We start from the raw sequence: 17813 nt of genomic DNA on the forward strand, positions 1-17813 counted from the left end.
TGGGTGGTTTTACGTCGCATGGGCGGATTTTCTGATCTGTTCGCGCCAGAGCGCATAGAGTCCGGAGCCGATGATGATCGCCACACCGATCAGGGTCAGCGCATCGGGGCGTTCGGCAAACACCAGCATCCCGATGACCAGCGCAAAGATCATGCGGGAGTAGCGGAACATGGTGACAAAGCTCACCTCACCGATGCGCATCGCCGACACGATGAACCGGTAGGAGAACGCGCCGATCAGCGCCGCCGCGGCCAGCAGGCCCCATTCACCCGGGGTGGGTGTGGCATAGGTTGCGCCCTGGACCCACATCAGGATGATGCCTGTGGGCACCAACAGCACGAAGGCAGCGAGGCTCAGCTGAAGCGCGGACAAGGTGGCCGGGGCACGGCGGGTGGCAAGGTCCCGGATCGACAGGCCGATCATGCCCTGCACGGCAAACAGCACGTTCCAGTCAAAGCCGCTCATGCCGGGGCGCAGGATCATCAACACACCGATCAGCCCAACCGAAATCGCGGCCCAGCGGCGCCAGCCCACCTGTTCGCCCAGAAAAAGCGCGGCCCCCAAGGTTACCATCAGCGGTGTAGTCTGCAGGATCGCTGACGCCGTGGACAGCGGGATCAGGATCAGCGCGGTGACAAAGCCCAGCGTGCCGAACAGCTCGCCCGCATTGCGGATGATCACCGGGGTGGAGAGCAACGCGGGGCTCACCAGCGGTTGACGCTGGACCAGACAGGCCCCCGCCATGATCAATCCGCCGCCCGCGCCCAGCAGCGCCAGAAGCTGGCCCACCGGGATCGCGCCGCCGAGGAATTTGATGAACATGTCTTCGATCGCGAAACAGAGCATGGCCAGAACCATCAGGCCGGCCCCGGTCAGGTTGTCGCGTGGGGTGCTCACGTGCGCTTCTTTGGCACGCCATAAAGTTCGAGCCGGTGGCCCCGCAACTCATAGCCCAGCTTGTCGGCAATACGCTCTTGCAGCGCCTCGATTTCAGCGTCGACAAATTCGATCACGGCGCCCGAGTTCAGGTCGATGAGGTGGTCGTGGTGCTCGCGTTCGGCATCTTCGTACCGGGCGCGGCCGTCGCCGAATTCCAGCTTGTCGAGAATGCCCGCCTCTTCGAACAGCTTGACCGTCCGGTAGACGGTGGCGATGGAAATGCCGGAATCCACGGCATTGGCACGGTTATAGAGTTCCTCGACATCCGGATGGTCGTCGGATGCCTCCAGCACTTGCGCAATGACCCGGCGTGGTTGGGTCATGCGAAGGCCGTTTGCCTCGCAACGGTCTGTGATTGTGGCGCGCCGTGTGGTCATGGGGCCGTCTTTAGCGAAGCGGTGCAGGCGGGGCAATTGGGCAATGGCGCATTCCGGTTTGCAAACTGAAGTCGCAGAGTTTGCAAACCGACTTTGCAAAGGCGGTGCGGCAGAAGTTGCAAAGTCTTGCCTGCAAAGCCGCAAATCAGGTTGACGCCATGGCGGGATGGGGTCACTGGGGCGCATGAGTGATTTTGATATGATGGCCCTGCCGCCCAAATTGGCGGAACGTGTGGCCGCCGCCGGGCTGACAACGCCCACCCCGATCCAGGCTCAGGCCATTCCACACGCGCTGAACGGGCGCGATGTGATGGGGCTGGCGCAGACGGGCACCGGCAAGACCGCTGCCTTTGGCATCCCGCTGATTGCGCGCCTGATGGAAGAGGGGGGGCGCCCTGCGCCGAAATCGGCGCGTGGCCTTGTGCTGGCACCCACACGTGAACTGGCGGCACAGATTGCCAAGGTGCTGCGCGACCTCACCGACCTGCGCGTGCAGATCGTGGTGGGGGGCGTGTCGATCAACCCGCAGATCCAGCGTCTGACCAAGGGCGCGGATATCATGGTGGCCACGCCAGGCCGGTTGCTGGATCTGGTGGAACGCCGTGCGATCAAACTGGACCAGACGAATTTTCTGGTCCTCGATGAAGCGGACCAGATGCTGGATCTGGGCTTTGTGCATGCGCTGCGCAAGATTGCGAGCCTGATGGGCGACGACCGGCAGACAATGCTGTTTTCAGCCACGATGCCCAAACAGATGGCGGAAATTGCGCAAAGCTATCTGCGCGAGCCGATCCGCGTCGAGGTGTCGCCGCCGGGCAAGGCGGCGGACAAGGTCACGCAAGAGGTGCATTTCATCGCCAAGGCCGAGAAATCGGCGCTGTTGATCGAATTGATGGACAAGCATCGCGAAAACCGGGCGTTGGTGTTTACGCGCACGAAACATGGCGCGGACCGGTTGGCTCGCAATCTCGACAAAGCAGGGTTCGCGGTTGCGGCCATCCACGGGGACAAACGGCAGGGACAGCGCGAGCGGGCGCTGGCGGCGTTCAAGGCGCGCGAGATCCGCGTATTGGTGGCCACGGATGTGGCGGCACGCGGCCTCGACATCCCGGACGTCCGCTATGTCTATAACTACGAGCTGCCGAACGTGCCGGAGGCCTATGTGCACCGGATCGGGCGGACGGCGCGGGCGGGCAAGGAGGGGCAGGCGGTGGCCCTGTGCGCGCCCGACGAGATGCCGCATCTCAAGGACATTCAGAAGGTGATGAAGATCGCCATTCCGGTGGCGTCCGGGCGTCCGTGGGAAGAGCTGCCGGACCCTGCGGCAAAACCGCAAGGGCGGGGTCGTGGGCGCGGGCGTCCGGGTGGCCGGCCCGGCGGGAAACCGGGCGGTGCGCCGGGGACGTCAAAATCCAGCAACCGTCGGCGACGCAAGCCCAAGCCAAAGGCGTGATTGCACTGTGGCAGGAGGGCGCTGCCCCCGCCGCTGCGCGGCCCCCCGTGGTATTTTCAGCCAGAAGAAGGGGCGGTTTTTTCGGCGGCCTTGGCTGCGTCCCAGAGGGCGTCCATTTCTGCGAGCGTGCTGTCTTCGGGGCGCTTGTTTTGCGCCGCAAGGGCGGCTTCGATCGCGGCGAAGCGTCGGGTGAATTTGGCGTTCGTCTTGCGCAGCGCTTCTTCGGGATCGACGTCGAGATGGCGGGCAAGGTTGGCCATGACAAAGAGCAGATCGCCCATTTCCTCGGTCACTTCGGCCTGTGAAAGCGTATCGCGCGCCTCGACGAGTTCGGCGGCTTCTTCGGTCAGTTTGGCCAGCACCTGATCCGTTTGCGGCCAGTCAAAACCCACGCGCGCGGCGCGTTTTTGCAATTTCACAGCGCGCAGCAGCGCGGGCAGGTTCATCGCCACGCCGTCGAGCGCGCCGCCTTGCGCCTTGTCCTTGCGCTCGGCCGCCTTGATCGTTTCCCAATCGCGGGTCTGTTGTTCGGCGGATTTGTCGCGGCTTTCCTCACCGAACACATGCGGGTGGCGCGACACCATCTTGTCCGAAATCGCTGTGACCACGGAGTGAAAGGTGAAATGCCCCGCCTCTTCGCCCATGGCGGTGTGATAGACGGTCTGCAGGAGCAAATCGCCCAGCTCACCCTCGAGCTCGGGCCAGTCGGCGCGCTCGATGGCGTCTGCAACCTCGTAGGCTTCTTCGATTGTGTAGGGCGCGATGGTGGCAAAGGTCTGTTCGATGTCCCACGGGCAGCCCGTGTCGGGGTCGCGCAGCCGTCGCATGATGTGCAGCAGGCGGTCGATCCCCGCGCTCTGGTCATGGATCAGGTCGTCCCCCATTGCAGCCTCCGTCGCTTTGCGTTTCACTGCCATGTGACGCATGTGACGCGAGGGAGTCCAGCCATGGCGATCATCAACCGTATCGGGGAGTTCGGTCCCGAAATGACCGCGTGGCGGCAGCATCTGCATACGATCCCGGAGCTGAAATTCGACTGTCCCAAGACGGCGGCGTTCATTCAGGAGCGGCTTGCAGAGATCGGGGTGGATGCGGTGCACCCCGGTATTGCCGAAACGGGCATCGTCGCGATCATCGAAGGGCAGGGGGACGGCCCGACCATCGGGCTGCGCGCGGATTTTGACGCCTTGCCGATCACGGAGGAGACCGGCGTGCCCCATGCCTCGACCCATCTGGGCAGGATGCATGCCTGTGGGCATGATGGGCATACGGCGATGTTGCTGGGGGCGGCCAAGTACCTCGCGGAGACACGGAATTTTGCAGGCCGCGTCGCTCTGATCTTTCAACCAGCGGAAGAGGACGGCGGCGGGGGCGAGGTGATGGTGCAGGAGGGCATCATGGAGCGGTTCGGCATCGAACAGGTCTATGCCATCCACAACGCGCCCGGCCTGCCCGAAGGCACGTTTCACACGCGGGGCGGGCCGATCATGGCGGCGGCGGACGTGTTCCACATCCATGTCACCGGGCGCGGTGGGCACGCAGCCGAGCCGCACACCAGCATTGATCCCGTCGTGGCCGCCGCCAGCATTGTGAGCGCGCTGCAAACTGTGGCCAGCCGCAACCACGACACGCTCAAAAGCCTCGTTCTGTCGGTGACGCAGATCCATGCGGGCACCACCGACAACGTGATCCCGGAAACCGCCTATATCAACGGGACGATCCGCACCTTTGACAAGGCGGTGCAGGAGATGGCCGTACGCCGTATCTCGGAGATCGTGGAGGCGCAGGCGATCAGCTTTGGCTGCACCGGGACGGTCGAAATCGACTATGGCTATCCGCCGACGATTAATGACGATGAAAAGGCAGCTTTTGCCGCGCGGGTGGCGGCGGATGTCGTCGGTGACAGTGCCGTCAGCGCGGCGGCGCCGATCATGGCAAGCGAGGATTTCTCCTATATGCTGGAGGCGCGGCCTGGCGCGTATCTGATGCTGGGGCAGGGCGAGGGTGCGGGCGTGCACCACCCGAAATATGATTTCAACGATGACATTGCCCCCTATGGCGCGTCGTTTTTCGCGCGTCTGGTCGAGATGGCGCAGCCGGTGGCTCGCTGATGGCGCTCGAAGATGCCAAGTCCCAGATGGATCACGCGTTCACCCGCGAGGATCCGCGCGGGCCGTCGTTCGAGCTGACCTTTGGCGGGGCGACGTCGTTTTTGCGCAGGCGTTACACCAAGGATCTGACCGGCGTGGACATCGCTGTCACAGGCGTGCCCTTTGATCAGGCGGTGACGAACCGGCCGGGCACGCGGCTGGGTCCCCGCGCGATCCGCGAGGCGTCGTCGTTGCAGGCCCCGGATGCGCCCTATGGCTGGCCCTTTGATGTGCTGAGCGAACGGGTGATCGTGGATTATGGCGATGTGGCGTTTGATTATGCCGACATTCCGGCCTTTCCCGACACGTTGACCCGCCATATCCGTGGCATCTTGCAGGCCGGTGCGGCGAGTGTGGTGCTGGGCGGAGACCATTACATTTCGTTCCCGATCCTCAAGGCCTATGCCGAGATGTATGGGCCGATGTCGTTGATCCAGGTGGATGCGCATACGGACACCTGGGCCGATGATGACATGAGCCGGGTCGATCACGGCACAATGTTCTACAAGGCGGTGAAATCGGGGATCGTGGACCCCGCAACCTCGGTGCAGATCGGCATTCGCACCACCAACGAAGACACGTTGGGCGTCAACATCATCGACGCGCCGGAATTTCACCGCATCGGGCCAGAGGCGGCGGCTGCGCGCGCGCGCGAGATTGTGGGGGACCGGCCCGTCTACCTGAGCTTTGACATCGACGGGTTGGACCCGGCCTTTGCCCCCGGCACCGGCACGCCGGTCTGGGGCGGGCTGTCGTCGGCGCAGGCCGCCGCACTGCTGCGGGCTTTGGCGGGCGTGAATATCCGCGGCGGGGATGTGGTCGAGGTGTCGCCCCCGTTCGACACAACCGGGGCCACCGCGATTGCCGGGGCGCATGTGGCAACGGAGATTTGCCAGCTGCTGGGCTGGAGGATGCGGGGCGATGCCTAATCAGCCGATTTCGGGCAATGATCTGGCGCGGTTTTCCGGGCCGGGGACGTTCATGCGCTTGCCCGCTGCGTCGCGTATGAATGATCTGGACGTGGCGGTCCTGGGTGTGCCGATGGATATCGGCACGTCATGGCGGTCCGGCACACGGTTTGGACCCAAGCAGGTGCGCAACGAATCCGCGATGATCCGGCCCTATAACCTGCAAACCGGGGCCGCGCCGTTTGACAGCCTGCAGGTGGCGGATATTGGCGATCTGGCCATCAACACGTTCTCCCTGAGCGACAGTTTACACATTATCGCAGAGAGTTACGGTGCGATCCTCAAGCACAACCTGATCCCAATGGCGATTGGTGGCGATCACTCCATCACCTTGCCGATCTTGCGCGCGATTGCGGCCAAGCACGGGCCGGTGGCGCTTGTGCATGTCGATGCCCATGCCGACGTGAATGACGAGATGTTCGGAGAGCGGGAAACACATGGCACCGTGTTCCGGCGCGCACATGAAGAAGGTCTGATAAGCGCCTCAAAAACATATCAGATCGGGCTGCGCGGCACCGGTTACACGGCCGAAGATTTCACCGAAGCCGCCGGGTGGGGGTTTCAGCAATTCCTCGCACCCGAACTGTGGGGCCGCGATCTGAGCCAGCTTGGGGCAGAGGTACGGCGCGATATCGGCGACACACCCACCTACATCACCTATGACATCGACAGCCTCGACCCGGCCTTTGCCCCCGGCACGGGCACGCCGGAAATCGGTGGGCTGACCACGGCGCAGGCGATGCAGTTGATCCGCGCGCTGCGCGGTTTGAACATCGTAGGCTGCGATCTGGTTGAAGTCTCGCCGCCCTATGATACCTCGGGCAATACGGCGCTGGTGGCGGCAAATCTGCTGTTTGAGCTGTTGTGCATTCTGCCGGGCGTCACATATCGCTGACGACGCCTGCGGGCTCTGGATTGGATCGGGATGAAATACGTGGCTTATATCGTTGTCATTGCTGGGATTTTAATCGTTGGCGCGTTGGCCTATGTGCGCCTTGCTCCGTCCGACCCAAGCCGGTGGCACGTCCCCGTCACGGCCACGACAAGCAGTGATCAGACCGGCGGTGCCATCCGGGTTCTGAGTGTGGAGGCGGCGGCACTGGCGCGCGTTGACGCGGCGGCACGTGCGCTGCCCCGCACGCGCGTGCTTGCGGGGTCCGTGAACGAAGGGCGCATCACATACGTCACCCGGTCCAAAGTGATCGGTTTCCCCGATTACACCACCGTGGAACATTCGGACGGCCTGCTGCGCATGCACGCCCGCCTGCGCTTTGGCCGGTCAGATCTGGGGGTAAACGCCGAGCGGCTCCGACATCTGCTCACCGCCGCCGAGGGATGAGCTGAGACAGCCCTCCTGCACCTGCCGCCACATCGGTGAATTCAGCGACATCTGGCATTGGGCCATGAACATGCGCCCATCCACTTGCATACAGATTGTTTCGCCCAATTCGATGCGCAGCCCACCGCGGTCAGTGCAGTAGCATTCGACGGTCTTGCCCGAAGGCGACGTGACATCCGCCAGCGCAGGGCTGGCCATGAGAAGGGAAAGAAAAAATGCGTGTTTCATGGCACAGAATATAGCATCGCGACGCCCTTGACCAAAGGACAAGGTTGTCGCACACCCGACACATGATCCCCACCGACCGCCTTCATCAGATCACGCAACGCTTTCAATATCTTGAGGCCGCAATGGCCGATGGATCGGGCGATATTGCTGCGCTGGCCAAGGAATATTCCGATCTGAAGCCGGTGGTGGAACAGATCGCGGCCTATAACCGGATCGTCGAGGACCTCGCAGAGGCAGAGGCGATGCTGGCCGATCCGGAAATGGCGGAACTGGCCTCCGAGGAATTGCCGCGCCTGCGCGCGGCCTTGCCGGCTGCGGAAGAGGCGCTGCAACTGGCGCTCCTGCCCAAGGATGCGGCTGATGCGCGCCCTGCGATGCTGGAAATCCGGCCCGGCACGGGCGGGGATGAGGCCGCACTTTTTGCCGGTGACCTGCTGCGGATGTATCAACGCTATGCCGAGGCGCGCGGCTGGAAAGTCGACCTGGTCGAAGAGGCCGCAACCGAGTTGGGCGGGATCAAGGAGGTGGTGGCGCATATCACTGGCGACAATGTGTTCGCCCGGATGAAATTCGAATCCGGTGTGCACCGGGTCCAGCGCGTGCCCACCACCGAAAGCGGCGGACGCATCCACACCTCGGCCGCGACCGTCGCGGTTCTGCCCGAGGCCGAGGAGGTAGATATCGAGATCAGCCCGCAGGACATCCGCATCGATACGATGCGCTCTTCCGGTGCGGGCGGGCAGCACGTGAACACTACCGATTCCGCCGTGCGCATCACGCACCTGCCCACAGGCATCGTGGTGACCAGTTCCGAGAAATCGCAGCACCGCAACCGGGACAAGGCGATGCAGGTCCTGCGCGCCCGGCTCTATGACCTGGAACGCAGCCGTGTCGACAGCGAACGCGCCTCTGACCGGGCGTCGCAAGTGGGGTCGGGCGACCGCTCCGAACGCATCCGCACCTACAACTTTCCGCAAGGGCGCATGACGGACCACCGGATCAACCTGACACTCTACAAGCTGGATCAGGTCATGCAGGGCGATCTGGATGAGGTGATCGACGCTCTGACTGCGGATGCGCAGGCGCGGCTGATGGCGGAGATGAACGGATGACCGCCGCCGAAGCCATGGCCTCTGCTGCTGCCCGCCTGCGTGCCGCCGGGGTGCCGGATCCGGCGCGGGATGCGCGGATGCTGCTGGCGCATGCCGCCCGCGTGGACGCCGCCCGTGTGACCCTGATCGCACCGGAGGATATCGCCCCGGACATCGCCGAACGCTATGATCAGCTGGTGTCGCTGCGCGCCGTACGGGTCCCGGTCAGCCACCTCGTGGGGCGCCGCGCGTTCTATGGCCGCGACTTTCGGGTCAGCAATGCGGTCCTCGACCCGCGCCCCGAAACCGAATCCCTGATCGAAGCGGCCTTGGCGCAGGACTTTGCCCGTGTGCTCGACCTGGGCACGGGATCGGGCTGTATCCTCGTGACGCTGCTGGCCGAATGCAGCGACGCGACAGGCGTGGGCGTGGATCTCAGCGAGGCCGCCTGTCTCGAGGCCAGCGCCAACGCGGTGACCCATGCGGTCGCGGACCGGGCTGACATCTTTGTCAGCGACTGGTTCGAAAGGGTCGAAGGCCGGTTTGACCTCATCGTGTCGAACCCGCCCTACATCGCGGCGGACGAGATGGCGGGCCTTGCCCCCGAAGTGGCGCAGCACGAGCCGCACATGGCCCTCACCGATGGCGGCGACGGCCAAAGCGCCTACCGGATCATCGCAGCAGAGGCGGGCGCTTACCTTGACGCGGACGGCACCGTAATGTGCGAAATCGGCCCCGCGCAGGGGGCGTCGGTTGCGGCGCTCTTTCGCGCGCATGGGTGGGGCGTGGTGACGGTGTTGCCCGATCTCGATGGGCGGGACCGTGTCGTTGTCGCGCGAAATCCCGCGTGATCGCGCCAAAATCGACCCAATCCCCATCTTTCTCGCGTTTTGCACTTGTCGAACGCCGTTTTGCGTGCTTATTCCTGTCGCAGTCGCCGGTGCAAAAGGCTGCCGCCACTCACCGCGTCCCATCCCGCTGATCTCCGGTTACGCCACCCACGGCCTTTGGTGATCATGCAGCGCGCGCCACGCGCGATCCCAGTCACCACGCCAGAGAGCTGAGCAGACTATATGAAATCTTCGAGATCACGGTCCCGGTCCAAGAACAACCGCAATCGCGGTGGTAACAGCGGCGGCAATGTCGTCAATCGCGTTTTCGACAGCTCGGGCCCCGAGGGCAAGGTGCGCGGCACGCCGCAGCAGATCATCGACAAATACAACCAGCTGGCCCGCGATGCCCAGCTGAGCGGTGACCGCGTGGCGACCGAGAACTTCCAGCAGCACGCCGAACATTACCTGCGCATGCTCAGCGAGGCGCAGCGCGAAATCGATGCCCGCCGCGAGGAACAGGAACGCCAGAACCGGGAACGGCAGGCGGAACGCGACCGCGAACGGGCCCAGCGTCAGGAGCAGGAGGCCAATGCCGACCCGGCCGACGCCCCGCAACCCGATGTGGTCGACGCGGGCGCCGACAGCGGCCTTGTCGAGACGCCCGAAAGCCAGCCCAAGCCCAAACCGAAATCCCGCAGCCGCAGCCGCAAGCCCAAGCCGCAGGATGACACGCCAGCCCCCGAAGGCGGCAGCGCCCCCGAAGCCGCAGAATAGCCGTTTCTTCTGGCTGAAAATACCACGGGGTCCGGGGCAGGGCCCCGGGGGTCTCAAACGAGAGCGCCCCGCGAGCTTCAAATCGCCAGAGCCAAGTTGGTCTCACATCTCGGCCAAAGCCTCAGTCTGATGCGACAGCGCGCGCCAGCGCGCAAAACCCTTCCAGCGGCACCTGTTCGGCCCGGTCCGTGGGCGCGATACCTGCTGCGCGCAACCGGTCCTCGATGTCCGGCGCCACGCCTTTCAAGGCCGCGCGCAGCATCTTGCGTCGCTGATTGAAGGCCGCCGCCACAACACGTGACAAAACCGCCGCATCCGCCTCGAATCGCGGCGCAGGCAGCGCCGTCAGATGCACCACCGCGCTCGACACTTTCGGGGCGGGCGTGAATGCCTCCGGCGGCAGGCTCATCGCAATCCGCGCGTCCGCCCGCCACTGTGCCAGCACCGCGAGCCGCCCATAGGTTTTCGATCCCGGCTGCGCCACGATCCGCTCCGCCACCTCGCGCTGAAACATCAGCGTCAGCGTCTCCCAGAACGGCGGCCAGACCGCGGGCGTCAACCATCGCACCAACAGCTCCGTGCCCACATTATACGGCAGGTTCGCCGCCACGCGGATCGGCGGTGTCAGATGCGCCAGCGGGTCAATCTCCAGCGCATCCCCCTCGAGCACCGTCAGCCGACCCGGATAGGCCGCGGCAATCTCTGACAATGCTGCGAGACACCGCGCATCCTTTTCGATGGCAAGGACATGACGCGCGCCTTCGGCCAGCAAACCGCGGGTCAACCCGCCCGGACCCGGACCGATCTCCAGAACATCACATGCGCCCAGATCACCCGCCTGCCGCGCAATCTTGGCCGTCAGGTTCAGGTCCAGCAGGAAATTCTGTCCCAGCGTCTTTTTTGCCCTAAGGTCATGGGTCGCAATGACCTCGCGCAGCGGCGGCAGGGTGTCGATGGCGCTCATGCGCCACCCCCCATGGCCCAGGCGAGCCGCAAGGCTTCGATCATGCTGGTCGGGTTGGCGGTCCCGGTGCCCGCAATGTCAAAGGCTGTCCCATGATCCGGCGATGTCCGCACGATGGGCAGGCCCAGCGTCACATTCACGCCGCGGTCAAAATCCAGTGTCTTGATCGGGATCAGCGCCTGATCGTGATACATCGCAATTGCGGCGTCATAGCGTGCGCGGGCCGCCGCATGAAACAGCGTGTCGCCGGGCCAGGGGCCCGTGACGTCCAGCCCTTCGGCGGCCATATCGGCCACAAGATCCGCAATCCAGTCGCGTTCTTCGTGCCCCATCGTGCCGCCTTCGCCCGCATGCGGGTTCAGCCCGGCGACGGCAATGCGCGGATGCGACAGTCCGAACCGGTCCCGCAGATCGCGCGCCGTGATGGTGATCGTCTCGCGCAACAGGTTCGGGGTCAGGGCGCGCGGCACCTCCGATATCGCAATGTGGATCGTGGCGGGCACCACGCGCAACTCGGGCGAAGCGAGCATCATGACCGCGCGCGGTGCACCTGTGAGAGCCTCCAAATACTCCGTGTGGCCGGGATAGGCGAAATCCGCCCCGTCCTTGAGCGCTTTTTTGTGGATGGGGGCGGTGCACAGGGCGCAGGCCGCCCCTTCTGTGACAAGCGCCACGGCCCGGGCGATCACATCCATGACGGCTTGGGCATTCTCCGGCGCGGGCTGGCCGGGTGTGACCGGGCTGGGGAATGGATGCGGCAGGACCGGCAAAACCTCCGGCGCAATCGCGCCCGCATCGTCGGGCGTGTCGATGGCGTGCCAGAGCGTGCCATCGGGCAGGTGCCGGGGGTCACCGATCCAGAACAACGGCACGGTGTCTCCCAGGGCCACGCGGGCCTTGGCCACGACCTCGGGACCTACGCCCGCAGGTTCACCGCAGGTGACGGCAACGGCTTGGGTCATTCGAAGATGACGATATTCGCTTCCGCCTCAAGCTCGGCCAGCAGGTTTTCGGAAAACGCCGTCAGACGCTGGTTGCGCAACTGGCCCGCGACGGCTTCGCGGTCGACAACCTGATCTTCTTCGAGCGCGGGGGTCCGTCCGCACAGCATCAGGAACACCAGCGTATTGCCACCGGCACGGGTCAGCGCAGTGGACACTTCGCCGGGGTCCAGCTTGGCAAGCTCAATGGCGATATCCTGCGGGATCTCGGCCGGCGGCAGGCTGCCCCGGTCAAGCACGTTCTCCGGCTTGCCCTGCGCAATGCCGTAAAGGTCGTCGCAGCGGTCCACATTTTCCCGGATGCTGCGCGCCACGCCGAGGGCTTCGGGCGTGCGACCGCCGGGGATATAGTAGGCCGCGTATTCGATGGCGGCGAATTCCTGCGCCGGAGCAGAGGTTTCGCGGATATCGCGCAGTTGGAACAGCGCCACGGCATTTGGAATGGGAAGCGGTCGCGTCACCTCACCCGGCCCAAGCGCCAGCAGAAGCGGACGCAGAGGGGCGGGCAGATCCGTGATCGGCAACCAGTCTAGCCGCCCGCCACGCCCACGCGACGCGGTGGCGGAAAAGCGGCGGGCAAAGCTGGAAAACTGCGCTTCGGTCGTGGATTGCGCAATCTCTTCGGCCTGCGCCAGAACCGCTTGCGCCCGATCCGGCGGGGCCGGGATGATGATTTCCGACACCAGCACTTCGATGCCACTGGCGCTGTTCACCTGGCTTACGGCGCGGTCGATCTCATCCTCGGAGATCTGCACACGTGATCCGAACCGCGCCCGGATATAGTCACGCCAGATCAGCGACACGGCGACGAAGTCGCGGAAGGTTTCGCGCGCAACACCGGCCTGGGCCAGACCGGCGGTGAATTCCTCGACCGTCAGGTTGGCGCGACCGGCAAAATCGACAAGCCCCTGTTCCAGCGCGCCGTCATTCAGGGTCACACCCAGCTGGCGCGTTTCGGCCACACGCAGGCGGTCCTTGATCAGCTCTTCGACAACAGCGGCGCGGTCGCTGCCGGGCGAATTCAACACCTGCAGGAACCGGCTGCGCTGCTGGACTTCGAATTCCGTGATCACCGCCTCGTCCACCTTGGCCACGGTGGCAAAGAGGTTTTGCGCATTGGCCATAGGGGCCGCAAAGCCCACCGCTGCAAGGGCCGCAGCCCCGATGATCCGTGTCAGTTTACCGCTCATTTCGCCTGCTTTCCGCATGATCGTACCTGTGAATGGCCCCCGGCTTCGGTGGCGAAGCCCCTCAGGGACACTGTAAAGCCCAGATTGGTCGAGGGCTCAACCGTTGTTGAGTCCGCAAACCGCCGCGTGACAGATGCCGCCACCCGGATACACTCGTTGCTATAGGCGATCCCGGCGCGTGCCGTGGCCGCCCGACCTTCGGTCAGATCGTAGCGCCAGTCGAGGTCGGCCGTCCAGAATCGGTCAATCCTGTAGCTGCCGTCAAAGCTGAGCTCTGAGATCGGATCGGGCCGGTCTTCCTGATCGTCTTCGTCGATCCAGACATAGCTGCTGCCGATGTCGATCCGGTCATTGCGCCAACTGCCGCGGAATTCCGCCTTGGCCACGTCGAATTGATCATCAAAGAGCGAACGGCCGGCAATGGCCAGTCCGCCGTCGAATTTCATCTGACCGGCCAGCAGGTAATCGGACTGCAACCCGCCAAGGCCGGAGGACACCGTGAAATCGCCTTGCGATTCCTGGCGGATGACCTGCCCGATGGTCAGGTTCGCGGACCATCCGTCGGGATCAAACCGCGCCCACGTGGCGCCGATGGCCGCAGCCCACCCGCGTTCCCGCCGGTCTGGCGCCGGAAAGCGCGACAGGGTCAGCAGGTTGCCTTCGTCAAATTCGACAAACGTGCTTTCGTCATTGGGCACGTTCAGCCCGTCGCCGCCCACATAGGACAATTGCACCACCGGTTCGATCACCTGGCTGACCCCGCCGGGATCGTGGCGCACCATCGGATAGCGCAGGGTGATGGCGGCATGCGGGCTGATTTCGCTGTCGGTGCTGTCAAAGACCGCATCCTGCTTGATCTCGAACGCATCCGCGCTCAGGCCGAGGCGGGTGGCCACTTCGAAGCCACCGACAAAGCGGGTGTGCCGCCAATCGGCCTCGATATTCACGCGGGTCACATCGCGCCCGTCCGCCACCCCGTCGCCATCGCTGTCACCGGGATCATCGGATTGCCGCAAATGCGTGCGCGCCTCTGCCGCCAGGCGGAATTCACCGCCCAGAGCCGTGGGAAAGAAGCGCCTGTCATAGAGTGCTTCGACGATGTCCGACGGCAGGAAGTCGTCGTTTTCGTCGTCCCGCAGGGTTTTGACGTTGATATAGGACAGCTGGATGTACTCATCGCGCCGGGTGCGGCTGACCCGGACTTCGCTGTCGAGCCGGTCCTTGTCCGAATAGCCATAGTCGGACAGGTACGCGTCGTCCGACGTCAGCTCTACATCGAATTGCAGCCGGAAGTCGCGGCCCAGTTCGAACTCGCCCACGCCAAACAGATAGCCGCGTTGATCATCCGGTTGCAGGTCGTCGCGCGAGGCCGCGCCTTCGAAGACGATCCGGCCCTTGCGGAACGCCTGCCTGTAGCGGAATTCAAGCGTGCGCGTCTGGTTCGAGATGTATGGCGTCAGCGTCAGGTCGCGGCTTTCGCCGATGGTGATGAAATAGGGCACCTTGACCCCGGTGCCGAGCAGCGTGCTCGACCGGATTTCGGGAAAGAGGAACCCGCTCGCTCGGTCCAGTGTCGGGTCCGGCATGCGCAGGCGCGGCAGGTAAAAGATCGGCGTGTTGCGCCAGTAAAGCAGCGCCTCGTCGAAATACAGCTGCCGCTCTTCCTCGTCATGGATCACCCGTTTGGCCCGGATTTGCCACAGGGGCGGGCGGGGATCGTCTTCGCACACCCGGCACGATGTCACGGCGGTCTTGTAAAGCTGGGTATAGCGCCCGCCGACGCGGTTCATGCGCACCGAGGCCAATTGCAATTGTTCATCCAGCACCAGCCGTGCACCGATCAGCAATCCATCCTGCAGATCGCGGCTGAGTTCGGCCTGATCGGCCAGGATCACGGCACCTTCGCCATTGTCGATGGCAATGGGGCCGGTGATGATCAACGTGCCTGCATTGGCGTCATATTCGATGGCTTGGGCGGTCAGCCGGGTCTGTCCCTGAAACGCCTCGACACTGCCGCTGGCGATCAGGCGGCGGTCAGGGGTGACGACGATATCATCCGCGACCAGCACAGCCGGAGGCGTTGGCGTTGTCTGCGCCAGGGCCGCCACGCAGCCAAGGAACAGCAGTCCCAGGGCCAGTGCGGTTATGCGCATCAGGTCAGCCATCCTCGGCCTGCAACAAAAGACCAAGCGCCAAAAGGATTGATGCCAGGGGCGGTGCCCAGGCCGACAGCAGCACAGGAAGCTGCCCGTTCTCACCGAGAATCTGCGCAAAGCTGCGGATAAAATACAAACCGAACCCCAGTAGCACTGCGGCCAGCACTGCGGTGCCGGTCCCCCCAAAGCGGGTATGGCGCATCGTGAACGCTGCGGCAACCAGAACCATGCCCATCAGAAAGATCGGGCGGGCCAGTTCCGTCTGGAACCACACATGGTGGCGGCGCGCGGAAAACCCGGCCTGCTCCAGCTGGGTGATAAAGGCCTGCATGTCCCAGATCGACACGCCCGCAGGCGTGCCCAGCGTTTCGCGGATGCGGTCCAGCGTCAGGGTAGAGGGCAGGGCAAGGATGTCATGGGTGGCGGCGTTTGCCTCGGGGTTGATGCCGGTGGCCAGGGGCCAGACCTTGGCACTGCGCAGCGACCACGCCCCGTCCTGCAGCGCGGCACTTGCCGCTTCGATGCGGCGCACGGGGCCGCCATCGCGGGCATAGGCCACGAATGTCACATCATACAGAACGGAGGCATCCGCGTTGGAGCGCGCGGCGCGAATGACCGTCTGCCCCTGATCGCCGCCCTGACGCAGCCACAGGCCGTCCTCGCTGACTGCAAGGGCAGATGCGCCGCCGGAGCGGTAGGTTTCCGCAAGCACGGCATAGCGTTTCGACGTGGCCGCTACGATGGGCCCCAGCGTCGTCGTGGCAAAGATGCCGAGCGCCAGCGCAACCATCACAGGCGCCACGAGCGCGCGCAGCGCCGACCGGCCCGCCGCTCGCGTCACCACCAGCTCGGACGTGCGCGCAAGGTTCACGAACAGGCCGACCGTGGCCAGGATCAGGATCAGCGGCAGGATCTGGTTCAGCGTTTCCGGCACGTTCAACACCGTCAGGCCCAACCGCTGGCCAAAACCGATGCCAAGATCGCCGAACTTGCGCGTCTGATCGATCAGGTCCACCAGCGCGATCACAGCGAGCAGCACCGCGCTGACGACCAGAATGCTCTGCACGAAACGGCGCGCGAAATAGATGTGCAGGATCATGCGGCACCTCGCAATCTGCGCCGCGCCCATCCGGGATGCGCCGCACTCCACAGCATGGCGATGACGATGATCCCGCCCGCCACCGACGGCGCATAGAGGATCGGCCACATGTCCGCATCCTGCATCACAGGGTCGGAAAGGGTGGTCCGTGTGCCGTCCAGCACCAGCAGCAGCAGAAACGCAATCACGATCTCGCGCCAGACGCCAAAGCGTGAATACCCGCCCACCAGAAGCGTCGCAAACCCAATGAGAGCCGTCACCACGCAGAACGCCGCGCGGGCAAACCGGCTGTGGATCTCTTCGGCCAGCGCACCTGCGCCCATGCCCTGCGCCTCCAGCGCGGCACGGTCGGTGATCAGGCGCCACGTGCCCATATGGCTCAGCCGTTCTTCAACCGCGGTGTCGGATTGCATTAGCGTCGAGATGTCGAACGAAAAATCCTGGAATTTGGCCGTGGACAGGCGCTGCCCCTCGGCCAGCAGTCGCTGTGCCAGCCCGTCGAGCATGATGAGCGATGTGCCGTCATCATTGCGCACAAGATACGCTTCGGCGGCGGTGTAGATCATCTTGATCGCCGGATCGCGCCGGTCGGCGACAAAAACGTCGCGCAGCACGCCGTCGTCGCCGATCTCACGGGTGTAGAAGGTCACGCCGCTCACCGGGCTCAGAAACGTACCTTCTGTCAGGATGCGCGCGGTGATGTTCTGTGAAATCTCGGCCTCGCGTTCGCCCAGCTGCGCGGTGGAGCGGGGCACCAGATCATGGCTGAGCACGGACATCATCACCGCCGAGATCAACCCAAAGAGCAGCACGGGCCGCGCCAGACGCCACGGCGACGACCCGGTGGAGGACATCACCGTCAGCTCGCTTTCGTTGTTGAGCCGATTGGTGACATAGATCGTGGCGGCAAACGTCGCGATGGGCAGCACGGTTGTGACCAGCCGGGGCAGTCCCAGAACCGTGAACTCCAGAAAAACGAGCGCCGTCTGGCCATCCCCGATCAGCCGGTCAAACAGCTGCACCGCGCGGTTGATCCAGAACACGGCCACCAGCACGAGGGAGAAAAAGCCAAAGAGCACAAGAAGTTGCGACAGCAGATAGCGGTCGAACCTGGCCACGATGTCCCCCTTGATTCTGACGTCTTGCATGTGTCGTGCGACAGCGTATTGCCGCAAAGGTATCCCATGTGGCGGGCTGCGAAAACCGCTAAACGCCGCCGCCCTCTGGTCAGCGGTGCGGATGCGCGTTACG

Annotated in this window: 18 protein-coding genes; 8 read left to right on the forward strand and 10 right to left on the reverse strand. The window is 64.3% G+C overall.

Translation table 11 applies throughout. The features are described 5' to 3' along the window. Positions 1 to 9 precede the first annotated feature (9 nt). Complete coding sequence (locus tag ACERHN_RS18190) at positions 10 to 897, reverse strand: DMT family transporter (RefSeq protein ID WP_415920429.1); 888 nt, start codon at positions 895 to 897, stop codon at positions 10 to 12. Beyond that, positions 894 to 1262 (reverse strand): Fur family transcriptional regulator, encoded by a 369-nt coding sequence (locus tag ACERHN_RS18195; RefSeq protein ID WP_415920430.1) that lies wholly within the window; start codon positions 1260 to 1262, stop codon positions 894 to 896. The genes ACERHN_RS18190 and ACERHN_RS18195 overlap by 4 nt, the downstream gene beginning before the upstream one ends. Positions 1263 to 1500: 238 nt before the next feature. Here ACERHN_RS18195 and ACERHN_RS18200 point away from each other — a divergent pair, with 238 nt between their 5' ends. Beyond that, positions 1501 to 2769: a DEAD/DEAH box helicase gene (locus ACERHN_RS18200; protein WP_415920431.1), complete on the forward strand. Its 1269-nt coding sequence runs from the start codon at positions 1501 to 1503 to the stop codon at positions 2767 to 2769. A 56-nt stretch (positions 2770 to 2825) separates the two neighbouring features. Here the strand turns inward: ACERHN_RS18200 and mazG are convergent, their stop codons facing one another. Continuing rightward, positions 2826 to 3695: a nucleoside triphosphate pyrophosphohydrolase gene (mazG, locus tag ACERHN_RS18205; RefSeq protein ID WP_415920432.1), complete on the reverse strand. Its 870-nt coding sequence runs from the start codon at positions 3693 to 3695 to the stop codon at positions 2826 to 2828. Between the two features lie 21 nt (positions 3696 to 3716). Between mazG and ACERHN_RS18210 the strand changes: the two genes are divergently transcribed. Genes ACERHN_RS18210 through ACERHN_RS18225 form a run of 4 tightly spaced genes read left to right on the forward strand, consistent with a single transcriptional unit; the run spans position 3717 to position 7226 of the window. After that, the gene (locus ACERHN_RS18210; RefSeq protein ID WP_415920433.1) at positions 3717 to 4880 is read left to right on the forward strand and encodes a M20 aminoacylase family protein; all 1164 of its coding nucleotides are present in this window, start codon (positions 3717 to 3719) and stop codon (positions 4878 to 4880) included. Beyond that, positions 4880 to 5848, forward strand: coding sequence for an agmatinase (gene speB, locus ACERHN_RS18215; protein ID WP_415920434.1), 969 nt, complete (start codon positions 4880 to 4882; stop codon positions 5846 to 5848). The genes ACERHN_RS18210 and speB (ACERHN_RS18215) overlap by 1 nt, the downstream gene beginning before the upstream one ends. Further along, entirely contained in the window at positions 5841 to 6782 is a 942-nt protein-coding gene (gene speB, locus ACERHN_RS18220; protein ID WP_415920435.1) for an agmatinase, read from the forward strand. The genes speB (ACERHN_RS18215) and speB (ACERHN_RS18220) overlap by 8 nt, the downstream gene beginning before the upstream one ends. 30 nt (positions 6783 to 6812) lie before the next feature. Then, entirely contained in the window at positions 6813 to 7226 is a 414-nt protein-coding gene (locus tag ACERHN_RS18225) for a DUF1499 domain-containing protein (RefSeq protein WP_415920436.1), read from the forward strand. On the opposite strand, the gene ACERHN_RS18230 is transcribed toward ACERHN_RS18225, so the two are convergent. Next, positions 7167 to 7454, reverse strand: a complete 288-nt coding sequence (locus ACERHN_RS18230; RefSeq protein WP_415920437.1) for a hypothetical protein — start codon at positions 7452 to 7454, stop codon at positions 7167 to 7169. The two genes, ACERHN_RS18225 and ACERHN_RS18230, sit on opposite strands and share 60 nt — an antisense overlap. A 62-nt stretch (positions 7455 to 7516) precedes the next feature. Between ACERHN_RS18230 and prfA the strand changes: the two genes are divergently transcribed. The 3 genes from prfA (at position 7517) to ACERHN_RS18245 (ending at position 10152) form a co-directional block, all read left to right on the forward strand. Next, positions 7517 to 8566 carry a peptide chain release factor 1 gene (gene prfA / locus ACERHN_RS18235; RefSeq protein ID WP_415920438.1) on the forward strand — a complete coding sequence of 350 codons (1050 nt, stop codon included), beginning with the start codon at positions 7517 to 7519 and terminating at the stop codon, positions 8564 to 8566. Beyond that, on the forward strand, positions 8563 to 9396 hold the full coding sequence (gene prmC, locus ACERHN_RS18240; protein WP_415920439.1) for a peptide chain release factor N(5)-glutamine methyltransferase: 834 nt from the start codon (positions 8563 to 8565) through the stop codon (positions 9394 to 9396). Before prfA ends, prmC begins: the two co-directional genes overlap by 4 nt. A gap of 222 nt (positions 9397 to 9618) precedes the next feature. Then, on the forward strand, positions 9619 to 10152 hold the full coding sequence (locus ACERHN_RS18245) for a DUF4167 domain-containing protein (RefSeq protein WP_415920440.1): 534 nt from the start codon (positions 9619 to 9621) through the stop codon (positions 10150 to 10152). A 121-nt stretch (positions 10153 to 10273) separates the two neighbouring features. Here ACERHN_RS18245 and rsmA read toward each other — a convergent pair whose 3' ends face one another. From rsmA to lptF, 6 genes are read right to left on the reverse strand one after another with little or no spacing between them, the layout of a single operon-like run. After that, positions 10274 to 11116, reverse strand: a complete 843-nt coding sequence (gene rsmA, locus ACERHN_RS18250) for a 16S rRNA (adenine(1518)-N(6)/adenine(1519)-N(6))-dimethyltransferase RsmA (protein ID WP_415920441.1) — start codon at positions 11114 to 11116, stop codon at positions 10274 to 10276. Next, positions 11113 to 12078 (reverse strand): 4-hydroxythreonine-4-phosphate dehydrogenase PdxA, encoded by a 966-nt coding sequence (gene pdxA, locus ACERHN_RS18255; protein ID WP_415920442.1) that lies wholly within the window; start codon positions 12076 to 12078, stop codon positions 11113 to 11115. Before pdxA ends, rsmA begins: the two co-directional genes overlap by 4 nt. Continuing rightward, positions 12075 to 13307 carry a peptidylprolyl isomerase gene (locus ACERHN_RS18260; RefSeq protein ID WP_415920443.1) on the reverse strand — a complete coding sequence of 411 codons (1233 nt, stop codon included), beginning with the start codon at positions 13305 to 13307 and terminating at the stop codon, positions 12075 to 12077. The genes pdxA and ACERHN_RS18260 overlap by 4 nt, the downstream gene beginning before the upstream one ends. Beyond that, entirely contained in the window at positions 13304 to 15472 is a 2169-nt protein-coding gene (locus tag ACERHN_RS18265) for an LPS-assembly protein LptD (RefSeq protein WP_415920444.1), read from the reverse strand. Before ACERHN_RS18265 ends, ACERHN_RS18260 begins: the two co-directional genes overlap by 4 nt. Next, complete coding sequence (gene lptG, locus ACERHN_RS18270; protein WP_415920445.1) at positions 15465 to 16562, reverse strand: LPS export ABC transporter permease LptG; 1098 nt, start codon at positions 16560 to 16562, stop codon at positions 15465 to 15467. Before lptG ends, ACERHN_RS18265 begins: the two co-directional genes overlap by 8 nt. Continuing rightward, positions 16559 to 17680, reverse strand: a complete 1122-nt coding sequence (gene lptF, locus ACERHN_RS18275; protein WP_415922767.1) for an LPS export ABC transporter permease LptF — start codon at positions 17678 to 17680, stop codon at positions 16559 to 16561. Before lptF ends, lptG begins: the two co-directional genes overlap by 4 nt. Positions 17681 to 17813 lie beyond the last annotated feature (133 nt).

Source organism: Tateyamaria rhodophyticola, from assembly GCF_047777875.1.
Classification (GTDB): Bacteria; Pseudomonadota; Alphaproteobacteria; order Rhodobacterales; family Rhodobacteraceae; genus Tateyamaria.